The sequence below is a fragment of the Chakrabartyella piscis genome (genome assembly GCA_030067835.1).
Lineage (GTDB): Bacteria > Bacillota > Clostridia > Lachnospirales > Anaerotignaceae > Chakrabartyella > Chakrabartyella piscis.
The window spans coordinates 2,005,318-2,024,280 of record CP092441.1; the positions used below are offsets into that span (position 1 = coordinate 2,005,318).

General features: G+C 38.5%; 25 protein-coding genes. All 25 read right to left on the reverse strand.

Annotation, left to right across the window (positions count from 1 at the left end):
- Positions 1–63: 63 nt before the first annotated feature.
- The 25 genes from MJY40_RS09035 to MJY40_RS09155 all read right to left on the reverse strand — a co-directional run bounded on the left by MJY40_RS09035 (position 64) and on the right by MJY40_RS09155 (position 18,960).
- Positions 64–621, reverse strand: a complete 558-nt coding sequence (locus tag MJY40_RS09035; protein WP_317853918.1) for a putative phage tail protein — start codon at positions 619–621, stop codon at positions 64–66.
- Positions 618–1,685, reverse strand: coding sequence for a baseplate J/gp47 family protein (locus MJY40_RS09040; RefSeq protein WP_317853919.1), 1,068 nt, complete (start codon positions 1,683–1,685; stop codon positions 618–620). Before MJY40_RS09040 ends, MJY40_RS09035 begins: the two co-directional genes overlap by 4 nt.
- Positions 1,685–2,089 (reverse strand): DUF2634 domain-containing protein, encoded by a 405-nt coding sequence (locus MJY40_RS09045; protein WP_317853920.1) that lies wholly within the window; start codon positions 2,087–2,089, stop codon positions 1,685–1,687. Before MJY40_RS09045 ends, MJY40_RS09040 begins: the two co-directional genes overlap by 1 nt.
- A gap of 1 nt (position 2,090) precedes the next feature.
- Entirely contained in the window at positions 2,091–2,423 is a 333-nt protein-coding gene (locus MJY40_RS09050) for a DUF2577 domain-containing protein (protein WP_317853921.1), read from the reverse strand.
- Positions 2,424–2,433: 10 nt separating this feature from the next.
- Positions 2,434–3,147, reverse strand: coding sequence for a hypothetical protein (locus tag MJY40_RS09055; protein ID WP_317853922.1), 714 nt, complete (start codon positions 3,145–3,147; stop codon positions 2,434–2,436).
- Between the two features lie 159 nt (positions 3,148–3,306).
- Positions 3,307–3,675, reverse strand: a complete 369-nt coding sequence (locus MJY40_RS09060; RefSeq protein ID WP_317853923.1) for a phage tail assembly chaperone — start codon at positions 3,673–3,675, stop codon at positions 3,307–3,309.
- Positions 3,672–4,649, reverse strand: coding sequence for an XkdQ/YqbQ family protein (locus tag MJY40_RS09065; RefSeq protein WP_317853924.1), 978 nt, complete (start codon positions 4,647–4,649; stop codon positions 3,672–3,674). The genes MJY40_RS09060 and MJY40_RS09065 overlap by 4 nt, the downstream gene beginning before the upstream one ends.
- A gap of 12 nt (positions 4,650–4,661) precedes the next feature.
- A complete protein-coding gene (locus MJY40_RS09070) occupies positions 4,662–5,321 on the reverse strand; it encodes a LysM peptidoglycan-binding domain-containing protein (protein WP_317853925.1) in 660 nt (219 codons plus the stop codon).
- A gap of 3 nt (positions 5,322–5,324) precedes the next feature.
- Positions 5,325–5,654, reverse strand: coding sequence for a phage tail assembly chaperone (locus MJY40_RS09075; RefSeq protein WP_317853926.1), 330 nt, complete (start codon positions 5,652–5,654; stop codon positions 5,325–5,327).
- A 197-nt stretch (positions 5,655–5,851) separates the two neighbouring features.
- Positions 5,852–6,310 carry a phage tail tube protein gene (locus tag MJY40_RS09080; protein WP_317853927.1) on the reverse strand — a complete coding sequence of 153 codons (459 nt, stop codon included), beginning with the start codon at positions 6,308–6,310 and terminating at the stop codon, positions 5,852–5,854.
- A gap of 12 nt (positions 6,311–6,322) precedes the next feature.
- Positions 6,323–7,615 (reverse strand): phage tail sheath family protein, encoded by a 1,293-nt coding sequence (locus tag MJY40_RS09085; protein ID WP_317853928.1) that lies wholly within the window; start codon positions 7,613–7,615, stop codon positions 6,323–6,325.
- 2 nt (positions 7,616–7,617) lie between these two features.
- Positions 7,618–7,806, reverse strand: a complete 189-nt coding sequence (locus MJY40_RS09090) for a hypothetical protein (RefSeq protein WP_317853929.1) — start codon at positions 7,804–7,806, stop codon at positions 7,618–7,620.
- A complete protein-coding gene (locus MJY40_RS09095; protein ID WP_317853930.1) occupies positions 7,790–8,221 on the reverse strand; it encodes a phage tail terminator family protein in 432 nt (143 codons plus the stop codon). The genes MJY40_RS09090 and MJY40_RS09095 overlap by 17 nt, the downstream gene beginning before the upstream one ends.
- An 11-nt stretch (positions 8,222–8,232) precedes the next feature.
- The gene (locus tag MJY40_RS09100; RefSeq protein WP_317853931.1) at positions 8,233–8,598 is read right to left on the reverse strand and encodes a hypothetical protein; all 366 of its coding nucleotides are present in this window, start codon (positions 8,596–8,598) and stop codon (positions 8,233–8,235) included.
- Complete coding sequence (locus tag MJY40_RS09105) at positions 8,598–8,924, reverse strand: head-tail connector protein (protein ID WP_317853932.1); 327 nt, start codon at positions 8,922–8,924, stop codon at positions 8,598–8,600. Before MJY40_RS09105 ends, MJY40_RS09100 begins: the two co-directional genes overlap by 1 nt.
- Before the next feature lie 20 nt (positions 8,925–8,944).
- Positions 8,945–9,898: a hypothetical protein gene (locus MJY40_RS09110; RefSeq protein ID WP_317853933.1), complete on the reverse strand. Its 954-nt coding sequence runs from the start codon at positions 9,896–9,898 to the stop codon at positions 8,945–8,947.
- Between the two features lie 15 nt (positions 9,899–9,913).
- Positions 9,914–10,333, reverse strand: a complete 420-nt coding sequence (locus MJY40_RS09115) for a phage scaffolding protein (RefSeq protein ID WP_317853934.1) — start codon at positions 10,331–10,333, stop codon at positions 9,914–9,916.
- Positions 10,330–11,781 carry a phage portal protein gene (locus tag MJY40_RS09120; protein ID WP_317853935.1) on the reverse strand — a complete coding sequence of 484 codons (1,452 nt, stop codon included), beginning with the start codon at positions 11,779–11,781 and terminating at the stop codon, positions 10,330–10,332. Before MJY40_RS09120 ends, MJY40_RS09115 begins: the two co-directional genes overlap by 4 nt.
- 16 nt (positions 11,782–11,797) lie before the next feature.
- Positions 11,798–13,036: a PBSX family phage terminase large subunit gene (locus tag MJY40_RS09125; protein ID WP_317853936.1), complete on the reverse strand. Its 1,239-nt coding sequence runs from the start codon at positions 13,034–13,036 to the stop codon at positions 11,798–11,800.
- The gene (locus tag MJY40_RS09130) at positions 13,033–13,377 is read right to left on the reverse strand and encodes a terminase small subunit (RefSeq protein ID WP_317853937.1); all 345 of its coding nucleotides are present in this window, start codon (positions 13,375–13,377) and stop codon (positions 13,033–13,035) included. Before MJY40_RS09130 ends, MJY40_RS09125 begins: the two co-directional genes overlap by 4 nt.
- Positions 13,378–13,461: 84 nt before the next feature.
- Positions 13,462–13,890 (reverse strand): sigma factor-like helix-turn-helix DNA-binding protein, encoded by a 429-nt coding sequence (locus MJY40_RS09135; RefSeq protein WP_317853938.1) that lies wholly within the window; start codon positions 13,888–13,890, stop codon positions 13,462–13,464.
- A gap of 250 nt (positions 13,891–14,140) precedes the next feature.
- Positions 14,141–15,319 carry a phosphopentomutase gene (locus tag MJY40_RS09140; protein ID WP_317853939.1) on the reverse strand — a complete coding sequence of 393 codons (1,179 nt, stop codon included), beginning with the start codon at positions 15,317–15,319 and terminating at the stop codon, positions 14,141–14,143.
- Between the two features lie 269 nt (positions 15,320–15,588).
- Positions 15,589–16,896 carry a thymidine phosphorylase gene (locus MJY40_RS09145; protein WP_317853940.1) on the reverse strand — a complete coding sequence of 436 codons (1,308 nt, stop codon included), beginning with the start codon at positions 16,894–16,896 and terminating at the stop codon, positions 15,589–15,591.
- A gap of 55 nt (positions 16,897–16,951) precedes the next feature.
- Complete coding sequence (locus tag MJY40_RS09150) at positions 16,952–17,899, reverse strand: hypothetical protein (protein ID WP_317853941.1); 948 nt, start codon at positions 17,897–17,899, stop codon at positions 16,952–16,954.
- Positions 17,900–18,399: 500 nt separating this feature from the next.
- Positions 18,400–18,960, reverse strand: a complete 561-nt coding sequence (locus MJY40_RS09155; protein WP_317853942.1) for a hypothetical protein — start codon at positions 18,958–18,960, stop codon at positions 18,400–18,402.
- Positions 18,961–18,963: the final 3 nt, after the last annotated feature.

Sequence of the window (18,963 nt, forward strand, 5' to 3'; positions counted from 1 at the left end):
CATACCTATTTTACCATAAAAACAAGGATACTGCAATGTTTTTTTGATGATTTTGCATTTTCTTTATGAAATATACAGTTCCAAGTCCTCATATGGCAATTCACCAATGGTAATTCCTGACAAATTCAGTTGGCTATGTGTCATATTTCCAATGATTCCATAAGTATTGGTATCCAAATATACCATACAATCCAGATTTGCTGGAATCCATTCACGCAATTTCTTTTGCAATGTGGTTTGTTTTTCCTTTACAGACAACGCCAAAACCACCTTCAAAAAATAATTTTCATACTGCATATCCACTGTATATGCATCTTCACCACAAAATACGTCCAAGAAATCCAACAAATAGTAGTACGTATAATCTTGGTTGCTATTCCAATAGAGCAACACCAATTCTCGTAAATCTTCAATGGTTTCATAGGTTTCTGTCAAATTCATAATGGTAGCCAAGCGTTTCAAACCACTTTCTCTACTGGTTGTAATCCATTGGTTTTCAAAAATTTCTGACTTCGCATCTTCCATTTCTTCCAGAAACACATCTTCCAAATCAGCAAGTGTATTGATTTCTGTATAATCCTCCAACACCAAAGGGATATATTTCATATACCGCTCACTCATGTTGTCACCTCCACACTAGCCAAAATGGGAATTTCATCTGCACCAATGGTCAAATTGCCATCCACTCCATTTATGGTACAATTGGCAACATCCAAAACACCTGTTGTTTCCAAGATTCTGGCTTCCAAATAACTGATACGAACCACCAAATACTCTTTATCTGCCCAAGTTGCACGCACTTCACTCATGTATGCTTCCAATGCTTCTTCAATTGCTGCTACAACCGTTTCTTCCACTGCATCTGTTTGCAAAGTCAAATCAAATGTAATGGTACATTCCACTTCTGATACACCTTCTACATGTACTTTATGTCCAATGGGTGCCACACCATAGCCAAGTCCACGTTCTTCTGGGTCTAATGTAGTTTGCACTTCTTCCACTTCTGTATCCGTTGGTTTTTCGTAACTTCGATCCACAAATACAATTTTGACAGTACCACCGCCATCCCAAACAGGATATACTTTGACACCACCAACCACTTCCATTGCTGTCAATTTCTGTGTATAATCTGCTACATTGCCACCAAAAACAGTTGTTGAAAAACTTGCCAAATATCGACTTCTTAGGGTTTCATCATCTTCTGCATCTTCACCATCGGTTCTGATTTCTGTCAAATTTGCAGTTGCCAAACCTTCCAAATGTTGTACTGGCAAAATCTCACCAAGATAGTAATTTCCACTTTCTCCATAGGTTTCTGAAAGAAATACATATCTTCCATCTTCCATGCCAGAAAGGGTATAGTATTGTCCTTCCAAAGAAAAACGATTGCCTTCTGCCGCTTCGTAAATCGCACCATCTGCATCCAACAATTCCCCATAGATGGTGGCTTGTGTCGCATCTTTTCGAATAATACCACGTTCTGCACATCTTCTGGTCAAATCGTCTCCTGTTGCTGTATCGCCAAAGGTGCGATCCATCAAAAACGCCAACTCTGCATAATAGGTTGCTGTTTCTGCTGCATTGGGTGCCATTGCATCGTAAATCAAACTACCTTGTCGTTTGTCACGTTTGTCATCCACCAAACTCAATTTTCTTTCCATCAATTCTTCATAAGATTCATACATTAAATTGTCACCACACTTTCTGCTGTCACTTCTCCATATTTTGTATATACCACAAATTCTGCCACCACTTCTCCACCGCTATGAGAAAATGTGAAATCTCCTACACTTTCTATGCGATCATCCCAAACCAAAGCTTCTGTAATGCGTCTTTGCAATTCTGGAATGACAAAACTGGCACTTTTGCCAAACAAATCGCCAAGCTCCACACCATAATTCCAATCATAAATGAGATATTGGTATCGTTCTGTTTGCAAAATCTTCCAAATGGCTTGTTTCACTGCATCTAAACTATCCACATCTCCACGAATTTCTGATTTTGTTTCGTTGAGATAATAGGTTTTATTGGCATAGGTTGTTGTTTCTACTGTTGTTGCACTGCTATAACTGCTTGTTGTTGGAACCATTTTATACACCTCCTACCCTGTCCAAAACCACATACGTCTGACCTCCATTTGCCTTCATTAAAATCACTTGTTCTCCTGTTGTCAATGCCAAACTACGCACCATAAGATATGCATTTTGAATTGCATAACCATTGGTTGTTTGCGAATAAAGGGTTCCTGTTTCTTCATGTTCTGTCACATTTTTCGATAAAATCAAAAAGCGTTCTTCCAATACCATGCCTTCTTCTAGTTGAATTTGCAAAGGTGATGCACTGGTCACCACTCCCACACAAATATCTGCAAAAGAAGTGGAACCAATTGCATCCATTGCCAATTGTTTGATTACATCTACCATATGTCACCTCCTATCTGGATAGGGTTCTGTTGCAACCCTTTTGTCTCTTTGCCCAAAGCCGTTTCTCCAATTGTTCCATAATGGAATTGATATCCACTTCTGTTGCTGTAGGCTCTACAATTTTTGTTTCATTTGCAAGTTTTTTTCTATTTTCTTCTGTAATTTGTGCTATTTCATGCACTTGTGTTCTTTGTTGTTCTTCCAACTCCATTTGCTCCAGTAAAATACTCTTTTGCGTTGTGTTTTCTGTAACAATTGGCGATTCTTCCATTTCTGATAAAAATCCACTTTGCCATAAAGATGTACCTCCTATAGATTCTGATGCCATTGGTTCTAAAAAGGTTTCTAACTGTTGCCACACCGATACTATGTCCTTAGCTTCTGGTGTGTTTTCTTTCATTTCTAATGCATCTGAATTTTCTTCTGTTGCTTCTCTTTGCACCAATGATTCTGCCACATAAGACGTTTCTTTTTGTACATCTGGCATCCACAATTCCATCTCTTGTTTGATTCTTTGTTCCAATGCATCTTCTGCAAATGAATCTGCTCTTTTTGGAAAATCAATGACTTCTTCTGTTGTGATGTTGTTCTTGGTGGATGTAAATGCATCTTCTTCCAACATATAGTCTTCTAACCTATCTTCTGAAAATGCCAGTTCTTCCATCCACATAGAAATATTTGCAAACAGCTTGTTCCTTCCTTCTAAAATCCAGTCCAACCACATTTCAATTCACCTCCTTCTTTCGCATTTGCTCCAATTCCAAATCAATGACACCACATATGAACATGCATTCAGGCACTTCCATTTTGCACCATTCTTTTGGTGTGATTTTATAGTTGCGGAGTGCATAAGCTGCGTAATCTGCTAAGCCTATACCCTCCTTTATGCCTTTTTTGCTTCTTCCTTGAGTTCCTTTCTACGTATATCAAATCCGTTTTGCAACTTCACTTGTTCCAACAAATATCCATACTCTGCTGGATATAACATCTCCTTCAACAAACTTGCTGCATTTGTCACTCCATAGCTTTCCCATAGCATTTCATCTTGTAAATTTGGATAGGTTATGGTTGCCAAACACAAAGCCACCCAAGGATCTTTTTCTTTTTGTTTGCTTTTTCGATAGTCACCTTCTGTGATACCTTGCAAAGTCCAAAGAATTGGTGCTCCATCCTTTGTAAAACGCTTGGACACCAAAACTTGCTTATCTTCTGGTAAATGGTTTTTTTCTTGCAAAAACTCCTTCAAAATCATTCCACATCCTCCATTCTTATGGTCAATTTGGTTTTATGCATTCCATCAGAAAAGGTATGTTCACAGGATTCAATCAAAACAGCTCCATCTATGCCGATTTCCGCTAAATCTGGAATATACATGCCAATGGTATAGCCTGCTCTCAACAAATAATCCCCATTGATGTTTTCTACCACAAGACTTTTGGAAACACGTCCTTTTTCTGCCAAAATTTCTGTTGCAACCAATTCCATTTGTGCTGCATTCAAGCCATATTCCACAGATTGCACATACTGCAAACCGCCCCATTCCTCAATTTTGTCAGGGATATTGGAAACATAGACCACCTGTTTTTCACCATCTTGTGTGTAGTACAAAGCCACTGAATTGTAGGTATCTTCGCTGATATCTGTTTTGTAGTAATATTCTGAAATGCCACCATCATATCCCAACATAACAGGCACCATCAAATCTGTTTTGTTTTGCAAATACAACATACCGCCAACGTCATACAAAAAGAATTCGTTTCCTGTTGCCTTTTGGGTCATATCCAATGCCGAATAGATGATATCCAAAATGCTTTGACCTGCTTCAATTCGTTGCGGAATGATCCATTCTGTGTCTGCAATATCACCCATAACAAACCCATGTTTTTCTGCTAAGGTTTGCAAGATTTGTGTTGCTGTTTGGTTCCAATACACCATAGAATCTATGTTTTTACCCATATAAAACAACTGATCATATGCCACAACCGAAATGATTTGTGCACTGGTTCTTTCTTTGGAAACCACATAACCCATAAAGGTTAGGAGTCCATCCACCAAAAACAAAACACAGTCACCCTCTGTAAATTCTGTGATGCCATCTCGTTTCAAGGAAAATCGCAATTCACCCGCACTGCCTGTGATATTGCTTTCCCATACCAAACCTTCCAAAATAATGGGTGTTGCATCATAAATCACTTCATTATGACCAATCAACACTTGTACTTCCATACATTCACCTCCTTATAACGTCAATACCTGACCTGGATAAATCAAGTCTGGATTGGAAATGCCATTGTTGTTTGCCAATGTCATATACAAAGAGCCATCTCCATATTCTTTCTTTGCAATTGCCCACAAAGTATCACCTGATTGCACTGTATAGGTATCTGCCACATCTTTGGAATCTCGTTCATATCCCGTCTCCACAAGAGTACTTTCTGTTTCTGTGACAGTCCATTCGTAGACAATGCTTTTGGCTTCATTGTATTCTTTCCAAACCATATTGACCCAAAAATCACCTTGTTCACCACCCTTTTCTAAGATGGTATATTCCTCCAAACAAACCTCTGTATTGCCACAAAACAACTCTGTTCCATCTGCCAATTGTCTGAAAATGATCAAATGTACTGGCTTTTGGGATTCTTTGAATTTGAGGAAATAGTTCAAGAAATATTCTGGTGAATAGAAACTTTTTTCCACTTGCACAAAGCTCCATCTGGTTTCTGGTAGCAAAATGGTAAATTCAATTTCTTGCAACCCTCTATGTTTCAAAATATTGACTTGTCCTGTGTTCAAAACAGAAACACACTCATTTTGATTTCCATATTTGATGGAAAGTTCTGATGGTGTCACAGGCAATAAAATCTGGTCACTGTCTTGTTTCAAATAAAAACGATACATACATTACCTCCTTCCTCCATTGATTTCTTCCACTGCCCTTTGTAAATTTGCAAACTCACCAGGCGTCAACATTTTCAGCAATACATTCTCCACACCATATACTCCATATGCTTTTTGGAGTGCAACATCTGTCAGTTTTGGTTCTACAATGCTTGCAACCAAAATACCAATTTCGTATTTATCTTTGTTTTTGCCTGATTTTCTCCAAATTTCTTCATTCATTCTTTGGTTTATGGCTCGTATTTTCCATTTGATTTCTGATAAGCGTTCACTCAAAGACACTTCTTGTTCTTGAAAGAAGTTTTCTGTTTTATAAAAATAACTTTGTTCCATATTTACCTCCTTTTCTTGATTTTCACTGATTTTTGGCAAAAAAAGAGAATGGGCGATGCAATTTCCGCCTTTTGTGCAAAAGAGGATTTCTCTTAACCCATTCTCTAATTCAATTTTTTTGATTCAATTTTGATGATGTATTGTTTGTTTTACGGGCGATCACATAGGATTGCCCCTACAGAATATTTACATACACCTTATGTCAAGTCTGTAAAGGTATCCAACAAATCCACATCGCCAAAGGTGAATTTCAAATCTTCATCCAAAGCATCTGCTTCCACATCCAATTTGGTCATCAACAATTCATTGATGTTTACATCCTTCAACAACACCGTTTGTGTACCACAATCTCCTGTAGGATCTTCATTGGTGATCATCAATTCAAAGTAGGTATCCACACCATTTTTCATGTAATCTAACATCAACTCACGGAACAAGCTGGACACATAATACACTGTCATGGTACCACTACCAGTCCAGCCACCACTTTTATATTGCAACCCTGTCATGCCCAAAATAGGAATTTCTGTTTTATTTTTTGTTACTGTTGCCGATACATTCTTCACTTGCATCAATTCATATCGATTGTCGTCAATGATTGCATAACAAGTGCCAAGTGCACCATTTACCGTATCTTTTGCTCTCAAATAAGCCATTCACACACCTCCTTATACCACTTCTACACGCATATACAATTTTTCCATTGCATCTGTTGGTTGCACCGTTTCATAGATAACAACATCTTGTTTTTCATCGCCAGCTTCCACAGTAATATCATCTGCTGTGAAATCTTCAATGGCTTCAATGGATTGCAATTGTTCATGATAAGCAATGAGCTCTGCCTTCAACAAATTACGTCCATTTGCATTGTTGGTTTGTTTGCCCAAGTAATAGCTACTGAAAATTCTTGCTACATCGTTGCCAATACTATCCAATACACGAATGACACGATTGGAAGAAAAATCACTATTTTTTGTACTTTCATAGGATGTAAATGTGTTGATGTCACGCAAAACACGCATATCATCACCATCTGCATAAAAGACAAATTCACCAGCTTCCAAACGTTTGGTATAGTTGCTTTTGGTATCCTTGCAATCCACAACATATTCACCTGTATATGCTGTGTTGGTCAAGCTTTCATTGACTTCTGCGCCAGCTGACATACCTGCAACCCAATACACCAAATCCGCTGATGGTGATACAGAAATGATACCTTCATAGTCTGCATCTGTATAATCGTAAAGCACTGTTACAAATTTGATACCTTCTTCATCACGCAAACGTTTTGTGAAATTCACAAAGAGTTTTTTGGTGGTATCATCATCACCAGCATATGCAAGCACTTGGAATTCCTCTGCTTCTGCTGCTGCCAAGAAATTGGTATATCCACTGCCTGTGGTATCTGTTGTGGTACCACCGGTCAAATTTGCTGCTGCTGCAACCACCAAGTCTCCATCACCTGAGAAAGTTACATAATCGTTGTCTGTCAATTCTGAAATGGTTGCCACCGTTTGTGTATCTACCAAAACCCCATCCAAATAGGTATGGATATCAAAATAATCGTCTTCGTCCACATTTTCAGAAACTGCAACTTGTAGATCATTTCCCCTTGCACCTCCATACAATGCTGTTGCCACCAAATCCTCTAAAGTTACACTTGCCTTTGTACCACCATTCAATCGGAACAGTTTCAATGTACTTGCACCAGCAAACATCTCACGATATGGCAACATTGCATCATCCAAATAATCATAACCCAAAACCGCTTTGACCCCTGTTTCAAACTCTGATGATTCGATAGTCATCATTTCATCAGATCCCCAGTCCATTTCCATACCAATACAAAGTGTTCCACGTTCTCCAAGACTGCCCATTGCAGTCGCTTTGGAAACGAAATTGATATATGTCCCAGGCAATACTTTATTTTGTACCAAATAGGTACCGCCACCCAATGCCATACTTATTTACCTCCTTCTTTTTTACTGTCTGTTTTCATTTTTCCTTTTTGATAGCCTTCTAGTGCTTTTTTGGCTTCGTCTTTTGTGTAGGTTTTACCATCTTCCAAAACCGCTTCTACCAATTCCACTGGAAATCCCAAAGTTTTGCTACCCAATAACTGTTCTTTTGTGAATTTACTCGCTTTCTTCATAACCAATCACCTGCCCTCCATTGTATTCCAATCGTTCCATATATGTTTTTTCTTCTTCATACATCACTTGGTATGCATAGGAAACAAAGAATTTGATGCCAAACTCACCACGTTCCATATACATATCGCTGCCAATGAATTTTTCTGTATCCCCTATCAAAAACAAGATTTCATACAATGCATCTGTTTTTTGCCTACAATCTTCCCAACTATTTAAGCTGAGTTTTGGAAAATAGGAAATTTGAAACTTTGTTTTTCTGGACCATCTACGATTCAAAAGTGGTGTTTCTACCGTTTCCACTTCTTCTACTGTAAAGCAACCTTCCAATCCACTTTTTGGCGTATCTTCATAATAAATTGGCAAATCAAACGCCTGATACAGACTCTTGATGACTCCATTTTTTAACTCTTCCATAGTTCACCACCTTACAACACACGGGTAATTCTACAAATAACCTGTTCTCTATGGGTGATGTAATTCTTTTCTGTGCCACCAATTACACACCATTGACCTTCATTCTTGCGTGACATCACATAGCAACCAGATTCCAGATGGATTTCTTTTGGATACATCAGAACACCCACTTGTGATTCTTTGTAGGTAAGTCCATCTTTGTCTATGGTTCCATTGCCCCAAGAAATGGCACATGGCAAATCTTCCCATATGATCACATCTTCATGGACACATTCTCCATTGTTGTTGATGCTTTCATCCAATCGCACTACCTTGCATGTATCATAAAATGTTGTTTCTGTAATTTCTCTAAATCTTGGTCCAACTCTTTCAAACATCACCATACCACCTTCTTGTATCGATTCAATTCCCAAACATATTGTTCCAATATATCTGCCACTGTTTTGTCACTTTGGTCAAATAGTGTAATGTCCATTTCCCCTTGTGTGATGGATTTGACACCACCACTTTCTTCTTGGAGCATATAGTCCTCGTATCGTTCCAAAGCAATTTCTGCACAAACACCAATGAGTCCATCTGGCAAATCTTCACGCTCCAAATATGCCAACACCATCTCCATCGTTCTTTTTGCAAAAAAGGCAAATACTGTATCGTTTTCTACATCTTTGACTGCATTTGCTTCTGCAATAATCGTATCCACCACTTGGACAATCACCTCAAATCTTATACAACTGCATCTGTATCATCATCTTCTTCTGGTGCTGGTGTTACATTCACCAAAACACCTTCCAATCCATTGTCCATCACCCAAAGATCATGATATTTTCTATAATCAATTTTCCAAGCATTTGCATTTTGATTTGTCATTGGATCAAAGATTCTTGTGACATCTGTTTTGGAAACTGCAATAGGCACATGTTTCACTGCCACAATCCAGTTCATATCCAAAGCATCATCTGTTGCCACAAAGCCACCATCTGTTTCACCTGTGCTGACACCATCTTGGAAAGTGTATTCTGTTTTGAAACGAGCAGAAGGTACACGAATCACTGGACAATTGTCAATTTCTCTGACCTTAAGTTCCACAGCCCCCTGCTTAAATACGCCACTTTGGATGACACCATTTCCACCTTTTGCCATATCCAAAAGACCTGCTACTTTTGCAGACATTGCCACAACCACTTCCACACCATCGCCAACAATGTCACGAATTTCTGTAATATCTGCCATCAAATTGGTCAACAATGTATCAGAATCTGGTGTGTATTCTTTGACTGCACCGGCATCTTCTGCCAATTCATAGAGTTTTGCATAACGATATGCATCCACTTCTGGAATCACCTTTGTTCTTTGGAATTCACCCATTACATTGCCTGCAACTGCTGCGAAATTGGTTTCATTCACATCCATTGCATCCAATTGGAAGGTTCTACCTCTGTCTTGTGTCATGGTTTTGGTTTCATAGCTGACTGTGACAGAACCTTTCACAAAACCACCATCTCTGTCATAATCACCCAAACCACTCATGTCCATTTGTGGAATTTTGACTTCTGCACCACCATTGTATTGCACTTGACCTGCATTTTCTTCCATCCAACCAGTTGTGGAACCTTCCACCAATTGGCTGTCCAATTCTTGCATAAACACTGCTGCATATTCCATTGTATTGATACTCATATTCAATTCCTCCTCTTATCTACGCATTCCAGATTTGAATGCTTTCATAATGTCATTTTCACTTTTTTTACCAAAACGATAGCCTGTACCATCAATTTTTTCTTCTTTTTCTTGGAACAGATATGGTGCAATGATGCGTACACCATCCAAATTCATATCCACTTTGCCAGATTCGTCCACAAGCAAATCACCATCTGCCAAAAGTGCACGAATTGCAGTTGCATTTTTACCGCCAGCTTCCATAATTAAACGATCGATGTATTGCTCACGTTCTTTGGCTTCTTTTGCTTCTTTTTCTGCCAACAATTCCTCTTGCCAACTACGCAACTGTGTTTCCAAGTCTTCTTTACCCTTTTGGCTTTCTTCCAAAGCTGCCCAAATTTTTTGACAAGCTTCTGCACCAATACCCATATCTTCCAATTCCATTAATGTCATACTTCCACTTCTCCTTTCTCTGCCTCTTGTGCCAAACGCTGTAATTCTTCATTGACATCTTCCACATATGGATGTTTGCTGAGCAAAGTTCTATTGCTGAGCAACCCTTTGGATGCCACAATAATATCCACTGCTTCTGTATTATCTGTAACACCACTGGTATTCAAATCCACACGAATTTTTCTCCAATCAAAGTTGGTTCCATTTTTTCTGTTGTAATCTTCCACCACAAATTGATACAAGGAACGAATCCCTTTTTTGATTTCTGGCATAATACCACTGATTTTCAAAAGAAACATTGCATATTGGTATTGCAAGGAAACACCACTGGCATTTTGACCCCAATCGTCACTTTCTGTGTCAATACCCATACCAAAATGGAAGATGTTTTTACGCAATGCTTCCAACCAATCCAACCTACCTGTGATGGACAAATCCACTTGTTTGGCTTCCACTTTACCACTACTATCATTGATGTGTACTGCTTTGTTGATTTGCAATTTCTTGGAGATGGCATTTGCTGTTTCTGCTCCATATCCTTGAATGACCCAATACAATTCCACCAAATCCAACAATGTATTGGTGCCTTCACTGCTGATCAAATCATAAGCATCAATCAAGTTTTTCACCAATTCCAAGTCTGTAATTTCACGTGCATTGTTTTTCAATGGAATGAAGGGTACCCTTGTCCAATTGTGTGATTCCTTGGAAACTTCTTCACCATCACAAATTTCTGTCATAATCCAATGTGGCATTTTTCTTTCTTGGATGAATTCACCTTCACGCTCTGTGTAGTAGGTCACATCATGCGCTGTCCACCACTCTACTTTGCGATAGGTTTCCACACGTCCTTCACGTAACATTTCAATATCATAGTATCGAATCACTTCACGTAACATGGATTCATTTCTCTCATCATAAATGGGAATAATTTCTTCTGATGGCACCAAGCAATATTGGAATGCACCATCTTCATCATAATAAATATGAAGGAACCCAACACCTGCATTGGAGGCATTGATGACCCAATTTTGTATCATTTGGTGGAATCGTTCATCTGAAAAATCGGATACCATCGATGAAAAACCTAAATTTTCACCACCTTCATCCAAGAACACCCTTGGTTCTTTGCCCAAAAGATATGCCATCTTCTGCATTACCAAAATATGATGAAATGGATTTACATGATGATGATTGCTTCTATTGGGATTTTGGAAATACCCTAACCCCTCTTCACCATTTTCTCGTTTTTCTGATACTATATTTCTGGAAAAATCCTTTTGTAAAATATCATGTTGACAAGCGTAATAGCGTTCTCCTTCACGCATGAGATGTTTCTTTTTACTCTTTTTGTCTTGCAAAAGCAAATCACGTATCATCATGCTTTCATTCAAACCACTGCCAATTTTGAGCCTTGCTTTCAAAAGCTCCATTTCTGTTACAAACAAAATCCCTCCTCCTTTCTTATTTCACCTGTACATGCCGCATATCCAGTTCCCTGCTATAACGTACTGCATCAATGGAATGGTTGTTTTTATCTGGATAAAAACTTTTAAATCCACCTTGACCATCGGCTTCGTATTCATACCCAGTGAATTCCAAAACCGTTTGTGGACAACTGATGGGATCTATGATGATTTCTTCCAAATCGCATAACCAACGCATTCCAAATCCTACACTATCGGCACCTTTTTTGGCACCAATTGCAGAGATTCCATATTCACAAATTTCAGCAATGGACTTCGGTTCTGCGCTATCACATACAACATTGAGCCCTCTTGGATTTTCTTCTAAAATTTCCTGTGCCAGCAACCGATTGCTCATGCCTCTTTTGTGAATTTCATAAAAAATATACAGCTTTCGTCTTGTTTTGTCATAATGATTGACTGTGTAGTGTAGCGGGTCTACTGCATACCCCCAATCCAAACCTCTTGCAATTCTGTCAAACTGTTTGCGTTCTGTTTCTGTAATTTCTCTCACTTGGATGTTGTCAAAAATCTGCCCGCCACCACCAACTGCTTCTCCAAGATATTCATGTTGATAAGACAATGGCTTTGTTTCTTTCGTATGCTCTGCTTCTGCAAAGAATGGTTCTCCAAGCCATGATTTTGGCATATCCAAATAGGTACTATGATGCACCAATGCGTCTTCACGTGGAAACAAAACTTCTTGGTTGACCCAATTACGCAAGCTTTTTGGTGGATTGTATGAGTAAAATGCCACAAATGTTTCTCCACCACGCATCAAACTTTGATTGATAGTTCTAATTTCTTCCATGCCTGAAAATTCATCCACTTCTTCATACCAAATAAACTTTGCATATCCCTTTTGGAACTTACTGGACTTGATTTTTCTTGGATTATCTGCTCCTCTGAAAATAATCTTTTGTCCTGTTTTGCGATATACAAGCTCTGGTACAGAAACTTTACGCTCCCAATATTCAGAAACACCCAATTGACAAATTGCCCACCACAATTGTTCCATAACACTATCTTTTAAATAGGCAGCCACTTTTCTAAGAGCAACTCCATTTGCATTTTCATCCTCCATCATACCTAAAATCATCTCAATCGCTACAAATGAAGATTTTCCGCTTCCTCTGCCACCTTTTAGCCAATAATGTGTGTGTTTATCTCCTCGAATATCACGATGTATGGAATAAAATGTTGGTGCAACTAAATTTTTCAATCGAATTTCATTCATGGAATATCATCTACAATCAAAACCCTTCTCTCATTTTCTGACTCGTTGTCTTTGTCAAACACCTTCATTCGTTTGCTGAGCATTTCTGCTGCCCGTAAGCGAATTCTCATATCATCTGACCCTTGCCCTCGCATAGCCTGTGTTAGAAAAGAGATGATTTCTTCCTCAATTCCAACATCACCACTATTGCCTTTGTACCTCTCAATTTCCTTTTGGATTTCTGGCTTTTCCAGTAGCTTTTTGGCGATTCCTTTGTTTTTGAAACCTGCCATTTCCGCTGCATCTTCGACAGATTCACCCTCGCTACAAAAATAGCAAAACTTCCGTTGTCTTTCTGTCATCCATCCCTCCTCCTTCTCAAAATCCTGTGCTCTTTGTTGCAATTACATCATACTACAAATAAAGTCCCAAAAAGTCCCATCTTTTCAGGATGATTTTTCCAATTTCTGGAATATACGATCTTGCAGACGAAAACAGCTGGATCTGCTCAAATGGGTTTTGATAGAAATATTGTCATAACTATATCCCTTTACAAAACGCAATTCCAAAAATTCACGTTCTTCTATGGGCAACCATTGGACACATCGATCAATGGATTGTTTGTCCTCGATAATTTCAGAAATCTCTCTTTCAATTCGTTGGATTTCCCTTTGAAAACATTGTGCAATCCCTTGTAATGCTTCGTTTTTTCCATATGCTTTCAATAAGACTTCATTCTCATTTTTCAGTGCCATAAGGCGATTCAATTCTTCTTGTTTTTGTTCACAAAGATGTAATGCATTTCCCCAATTCAGCAATCTATTCTTCCATTTTTCTTTATCCATCTTTTCCATCTTTTGTAAATAACGTTTCATCTGAGCACCTCCAATTCTACGATTCATGTATAAGAACACCTGTTTCCTTTATGCGAATATTTGTTCTTATAATATATCAAAACACCATATTTTGTCAATATATTTTATAGAATTACACGTTTTGTGATATTTTTACTGAAAATTTTCTGTATCGTGCATAAAAAAAGAGACCCTATATTTCCTATAGAGTCCCATTTCGTGTCAAAATGTGTCATTTCATTTCTAAAATTCCACTTGATTCACTACCATTTTATTTTAAAATATCTTTTAAGAAACTTTCACCTTTGAAGTTTGCCCCCAAATCCAAATATTCAGACACTGTTTGACCAATATCTGCAAAGGATTTACGCACCCCCAAATCAACACCTTGTTTCACATGCTTGCCAACCACAAGCATTGGTACATATTCTCTGGAGTGATCTGTACTTGCTGTTGTTGGATCGCAACCATGGTCTGCTGTTACAATCAAAATATCTTCATCGTGCATTGCTGCCATAATTTCTGGCAACTTACCATCAAAGTATTCCAATGCTTTAGCATAACCTTCCACATCATTTCTATGACCATACATCATGTCGGTATCCACCAAGTTTGTAAACAAGATGCCTTCAAATTCTTCTTTTGTATAGAAAATTGTTTTTTCAATACCATCTGCATTATTTGTGGTGTGATCTGCACGAGTAATGCCACGATGTTCAAAGATATCTTCAATTTTACCAATTGCCGTGACATTGAGTCCTTTTTCTTTCGCCAAGTCTAGCATAGTCACGCCTGTTGGTTCCAAAGAGAAATCTTTTCTATTTTTGGTACGAGTATATGCACCTGAATCGCCCACAAATGGTCTTGCAATGACACGAGCCACTGCATGTTCACCACAAAGCATTTTTCTTGCTTTTTCACACATATCATAGAGTTGTTCCACAGAAATCACTTCTTCATGAGCTGCAATTTGGAACACACTATCAGCTGAAGTGTAAACGATTGGATAGCCTGTTTTCACATGCTCATCACCCAATTGTTCAATGATTGCAGTACCAGAAGCTGCACAGTTACCCAATGTTTTGGTGCCAATCAATGCTTCAAATTCATCCATCACTTCTTTTGGGAAACCAGTTTCTGTGTAAGTTGGAAATGGTTTTTCTGTGATGATACCAGCAATTTCCCAATGACCTGTTGTGGTATCTTTACCAATAGAAGTTTCTGCCAATTTGCAATAAACACCCTTTGGTTCTTCCACTTTTCCAAGCGTATGCACTTCTTCACCTGTAATATTGCCAAGACCCAAAGCACACATGTTGGGAAGTGACATAGATGGATAGTTTTTCTTGATATTCACCAAGGTATTGCTACCCACATCACCAAAATCTGCTGCATCTGGCAATTCACCAATGCCAACGCTATCTAGTACAATAATAATCGTTCTTTTCATATACTCTTCCTTTCTTGTTTATACAATACATTTATCCTATTTCGTTTTTCTTCCAATTGATAAAGATAACGAACCTGTTTTTGCTTTCAATTATGCTTATAACCTGTAGGATGACGGTACGATGAGGGTATCGTACTCTACAATTGCATTTTTGTGTTTTGTAGCATTCATAACGGGATGTCGAGGACGCCATCCCCTACAATACAATACACATTATATAACTAATCTTACGTAATATTACAATACTCATTCATCCTTCATTGCATTTTTTATTCTGATAGTATTTTCAAAATGAGTGGTGGCAATTCACCTTTTGTATCATCTACTGTGATGGCATCCAAAATGTATTGTCCAGCAGAAGCACACATTTTTTCTGTTTCTGCATAGATTTCTGCCAAAATATCGCCTATTTCCAGATAATCACCCAAACGTTTTTTGAGGATGATACCTGCACCAAAATCCAATTCTTGACCTTTGAATGCACGTCCTGCACCTGTTTCCAAGGAAGCACGCCCAATCAAAGCAGTGTTCATTTCATTCAAATAACCTGATTGTTCCACCAAAATTTCTTTTTTACATTTGGAAGCTGGAAGCAAAGAATAGTCGTCAATGACATTCACATCGCCACCTTGTTGCAACAAAAGTTCTTTGAATTTTGCAAGACCTTCACCATTTTGAATTTGACCCAAAAGCAAAGCTTTGCCTTCTTCCACTGTGGATACATGTTCTGCCAACAACAGCATATGCGCACCCAAAACAAGGGATACTTCCAACAAATCCCCCTGTACATTGCCCTTCAAAACTTCAATGGCTTCAATGACTTCCAAGCTATTGCCAATATACATACCCAAAGGTTGATCCATACCACTAATGACAGCAGTTACTTTTCTGCCTACATGACGACCCATATCTGCCATGATACCAGCCAACAATTCCGCTTGTTCCAATGTCTGCATAAAGGCACCGCTACCACATTTGACATCCAAAACAATGCCATCTGCTCCAGCTGCAATCTTTTTGGACATGATACTGGCTGCAATCAATGGAATGGAATCTACAGTTCCAGTCACATCTCGTAATGCATACAATTTTTGATCTGCTGGTGCCAAATCTGCTGTTTGCCCCATAATTACAATATTAGTTTTTTGCGCATATGCAATTGCTTGTTCTTCAGAAACACTGATATCAAAGTTTGGAATAGACTCCAATTTATCCAAGGTGCCACCAGAGAAACCAAGGCCACGTCCACTCATTTTCACCACAGGTACACCAACAGATGCCACAAGAGGTGCCAAAATCAAAGTTGTGGTATCAGCAACACCGCCAGTGCTATGTTTGTCTGCTTTGAAACCAGCAATATCTGTGAAGTCTACCATACCGCCAGATTTCGCCATTTCCATAGTCAAACAAGCTGTTTCTTCCACATCCATTTTTTGGAAGAATACCGCCATAAGAAATGCAGAAATTTGATAATCTGCCAAAGAACCGTCTGTTACACCCTTAACAAAAAATTGAATTTCCTCGTTGGTCAATTTGTTGCCATCTCGCTTTTTGATGATGATATCTACAATATTCATATGTTGCCTCCTGTCTAAATCCTATTTATGTTAATTTCAAAAAACACATATTGTTTTATGGGGAAATGATTTCCAATTCAGTTCCATATGCTGCTAGATATTCTTCTCTATACATTGCTGTTGTATCATAAATTATATCACCATTTGGTGCAAAAATTCTGACAATATCATACGATGAGGATATATATTCATCGGTTCCAGCCACATAATATTCCAGTGGATATTGATGTATCAATCCAAATTTGTCAATCGCCACAACATAGGTTGCAAATATCTGTCCATTTGTCAATTCAAAGGTTTCATCAACTGGGCAAATATATTCTCCCATATTGTATTCATTCAAATCAATCTCCACTTCATTTATCTTTTCAGCATCAATATATGTCACATATCGAACCGATGCAAAGTCTTGCAAATCCCCATCTATAAAAAACTTCCCATTTTGCTGGTATTTTACGCTATCAGAAGTATATGATATGACACTGCCACTGCTCAGCATATTCACATATAACCTTGGAATCAATTCATCTACCAAGCCATACAAACGAAGTCCGTTATCTTGGGTAATTCGTTGTACTCCATCTTCTTCTATGATAATAGTTGGAAAAATTTCATCGCCTGTTAGTGCAAATGCTTTTGTACCAGAATATGTTGTATCCTCTTTGGAAAGCAAAATGGTTTCATCTGCAAACGCAAGGGACACCATCATATCATCTGTCACCTGTTTGGGTTGCACCACAAATGTAATCGGAATGATCAATGTATCACTATCAAATGCTCCAAAAATCACATCAACATCGTGTATGATGCTCGCTTTTTCTGCAAGCTTTGCATCTACATCTGTATAAATGTTATTTATATTGTTGTTGAGTGTTTGCTCCACATCATTGATTTCATTTCGCACACTTTGTATCTCTCCAGCAAGGTCTTCTATCAATTGAAAGGAAGAAAACTGTAGTGCACACAATATTGCAATTACGATATATGATAGTTTCTGTTTCACGATACACCTCATTTCTAACGATATAAATCATTGGTCTTGATAACTTTCTGATACATAAAATGCTTATATTCTGTAGTAGGGATAGTGAACAGTGATCAGATAAAACCATAAAATCAATGTATTTTGTAGGGGTGACGTTTCGTTACCCATAGTGCAACGCATTTCAGTTTTTGGTTTTGTAGAATTTTGGAGCAAAGCTCCAAGAGGTTTCCATGCCCCACCCGTTTGGTTTGTGGCTGCTCATGACGGGCACCCACACAGGGGTACCCCTACAAGTACATCATATTTATAGTTTCGGTTTTCGTAGGGGCGACCAGTGGTCGCCCGTTCAAAAAACAGCGGTTGACTTATGATGGGAGGACATGGAAACCCTCCCCCACTTCTCTGCTTTACAATCATTTTATTATACCACATTTACTATGAACTCTCAACCCCTTGAAAACACTGGCTTTTCCGTTAATGTGTTACTAACGTGTTAATAGTTCAATAGTGTTTAACGGTCATTTTGTCAGTTCTGCCAATCCGGAAAGAGTGACCACAAACCATTCAAAGTCCTTTGCTTCCATGGGTGCCATTCTCCAATGATTCCAGTCTCGCCACTGTGAAAAGATGGTGTTGCCCAGGGTTTGCAGGTCAAGTTGGTTCAATTCTCGCTGATTGAATTGCAGATCATCCATATGGCTGTGAGGAAATTGTCGGTTGAAGGATTCTCCACAATCCATGATGAAGCCAAGGTCTGCTAAACCTTCACCGACAAATTCAATATCTTCAAAAAAGTAGAATGGCACAGTTTCATAATGCTTGTACAGTTCAATCCAAACCAGAGCGAATTGATGTATCTTCTTTGGGTTCGCCAAAGGAACAATCTTAATACCTGACATGGGTGGTCTTTCTATGAAGATTCTATCACCATCAAAGGACAGTTCGACCCCTCTTTTTTCAATGTTCACATTCATTTGGTCAAGCCATTTTTTAGGCAAGGAAATCTTGCAATTATAAGAATTGCTGCTTGCGTTTCCCCCTGCCTTTGCCATAATGACATTTGCTGATCTGGTTTCCATGAA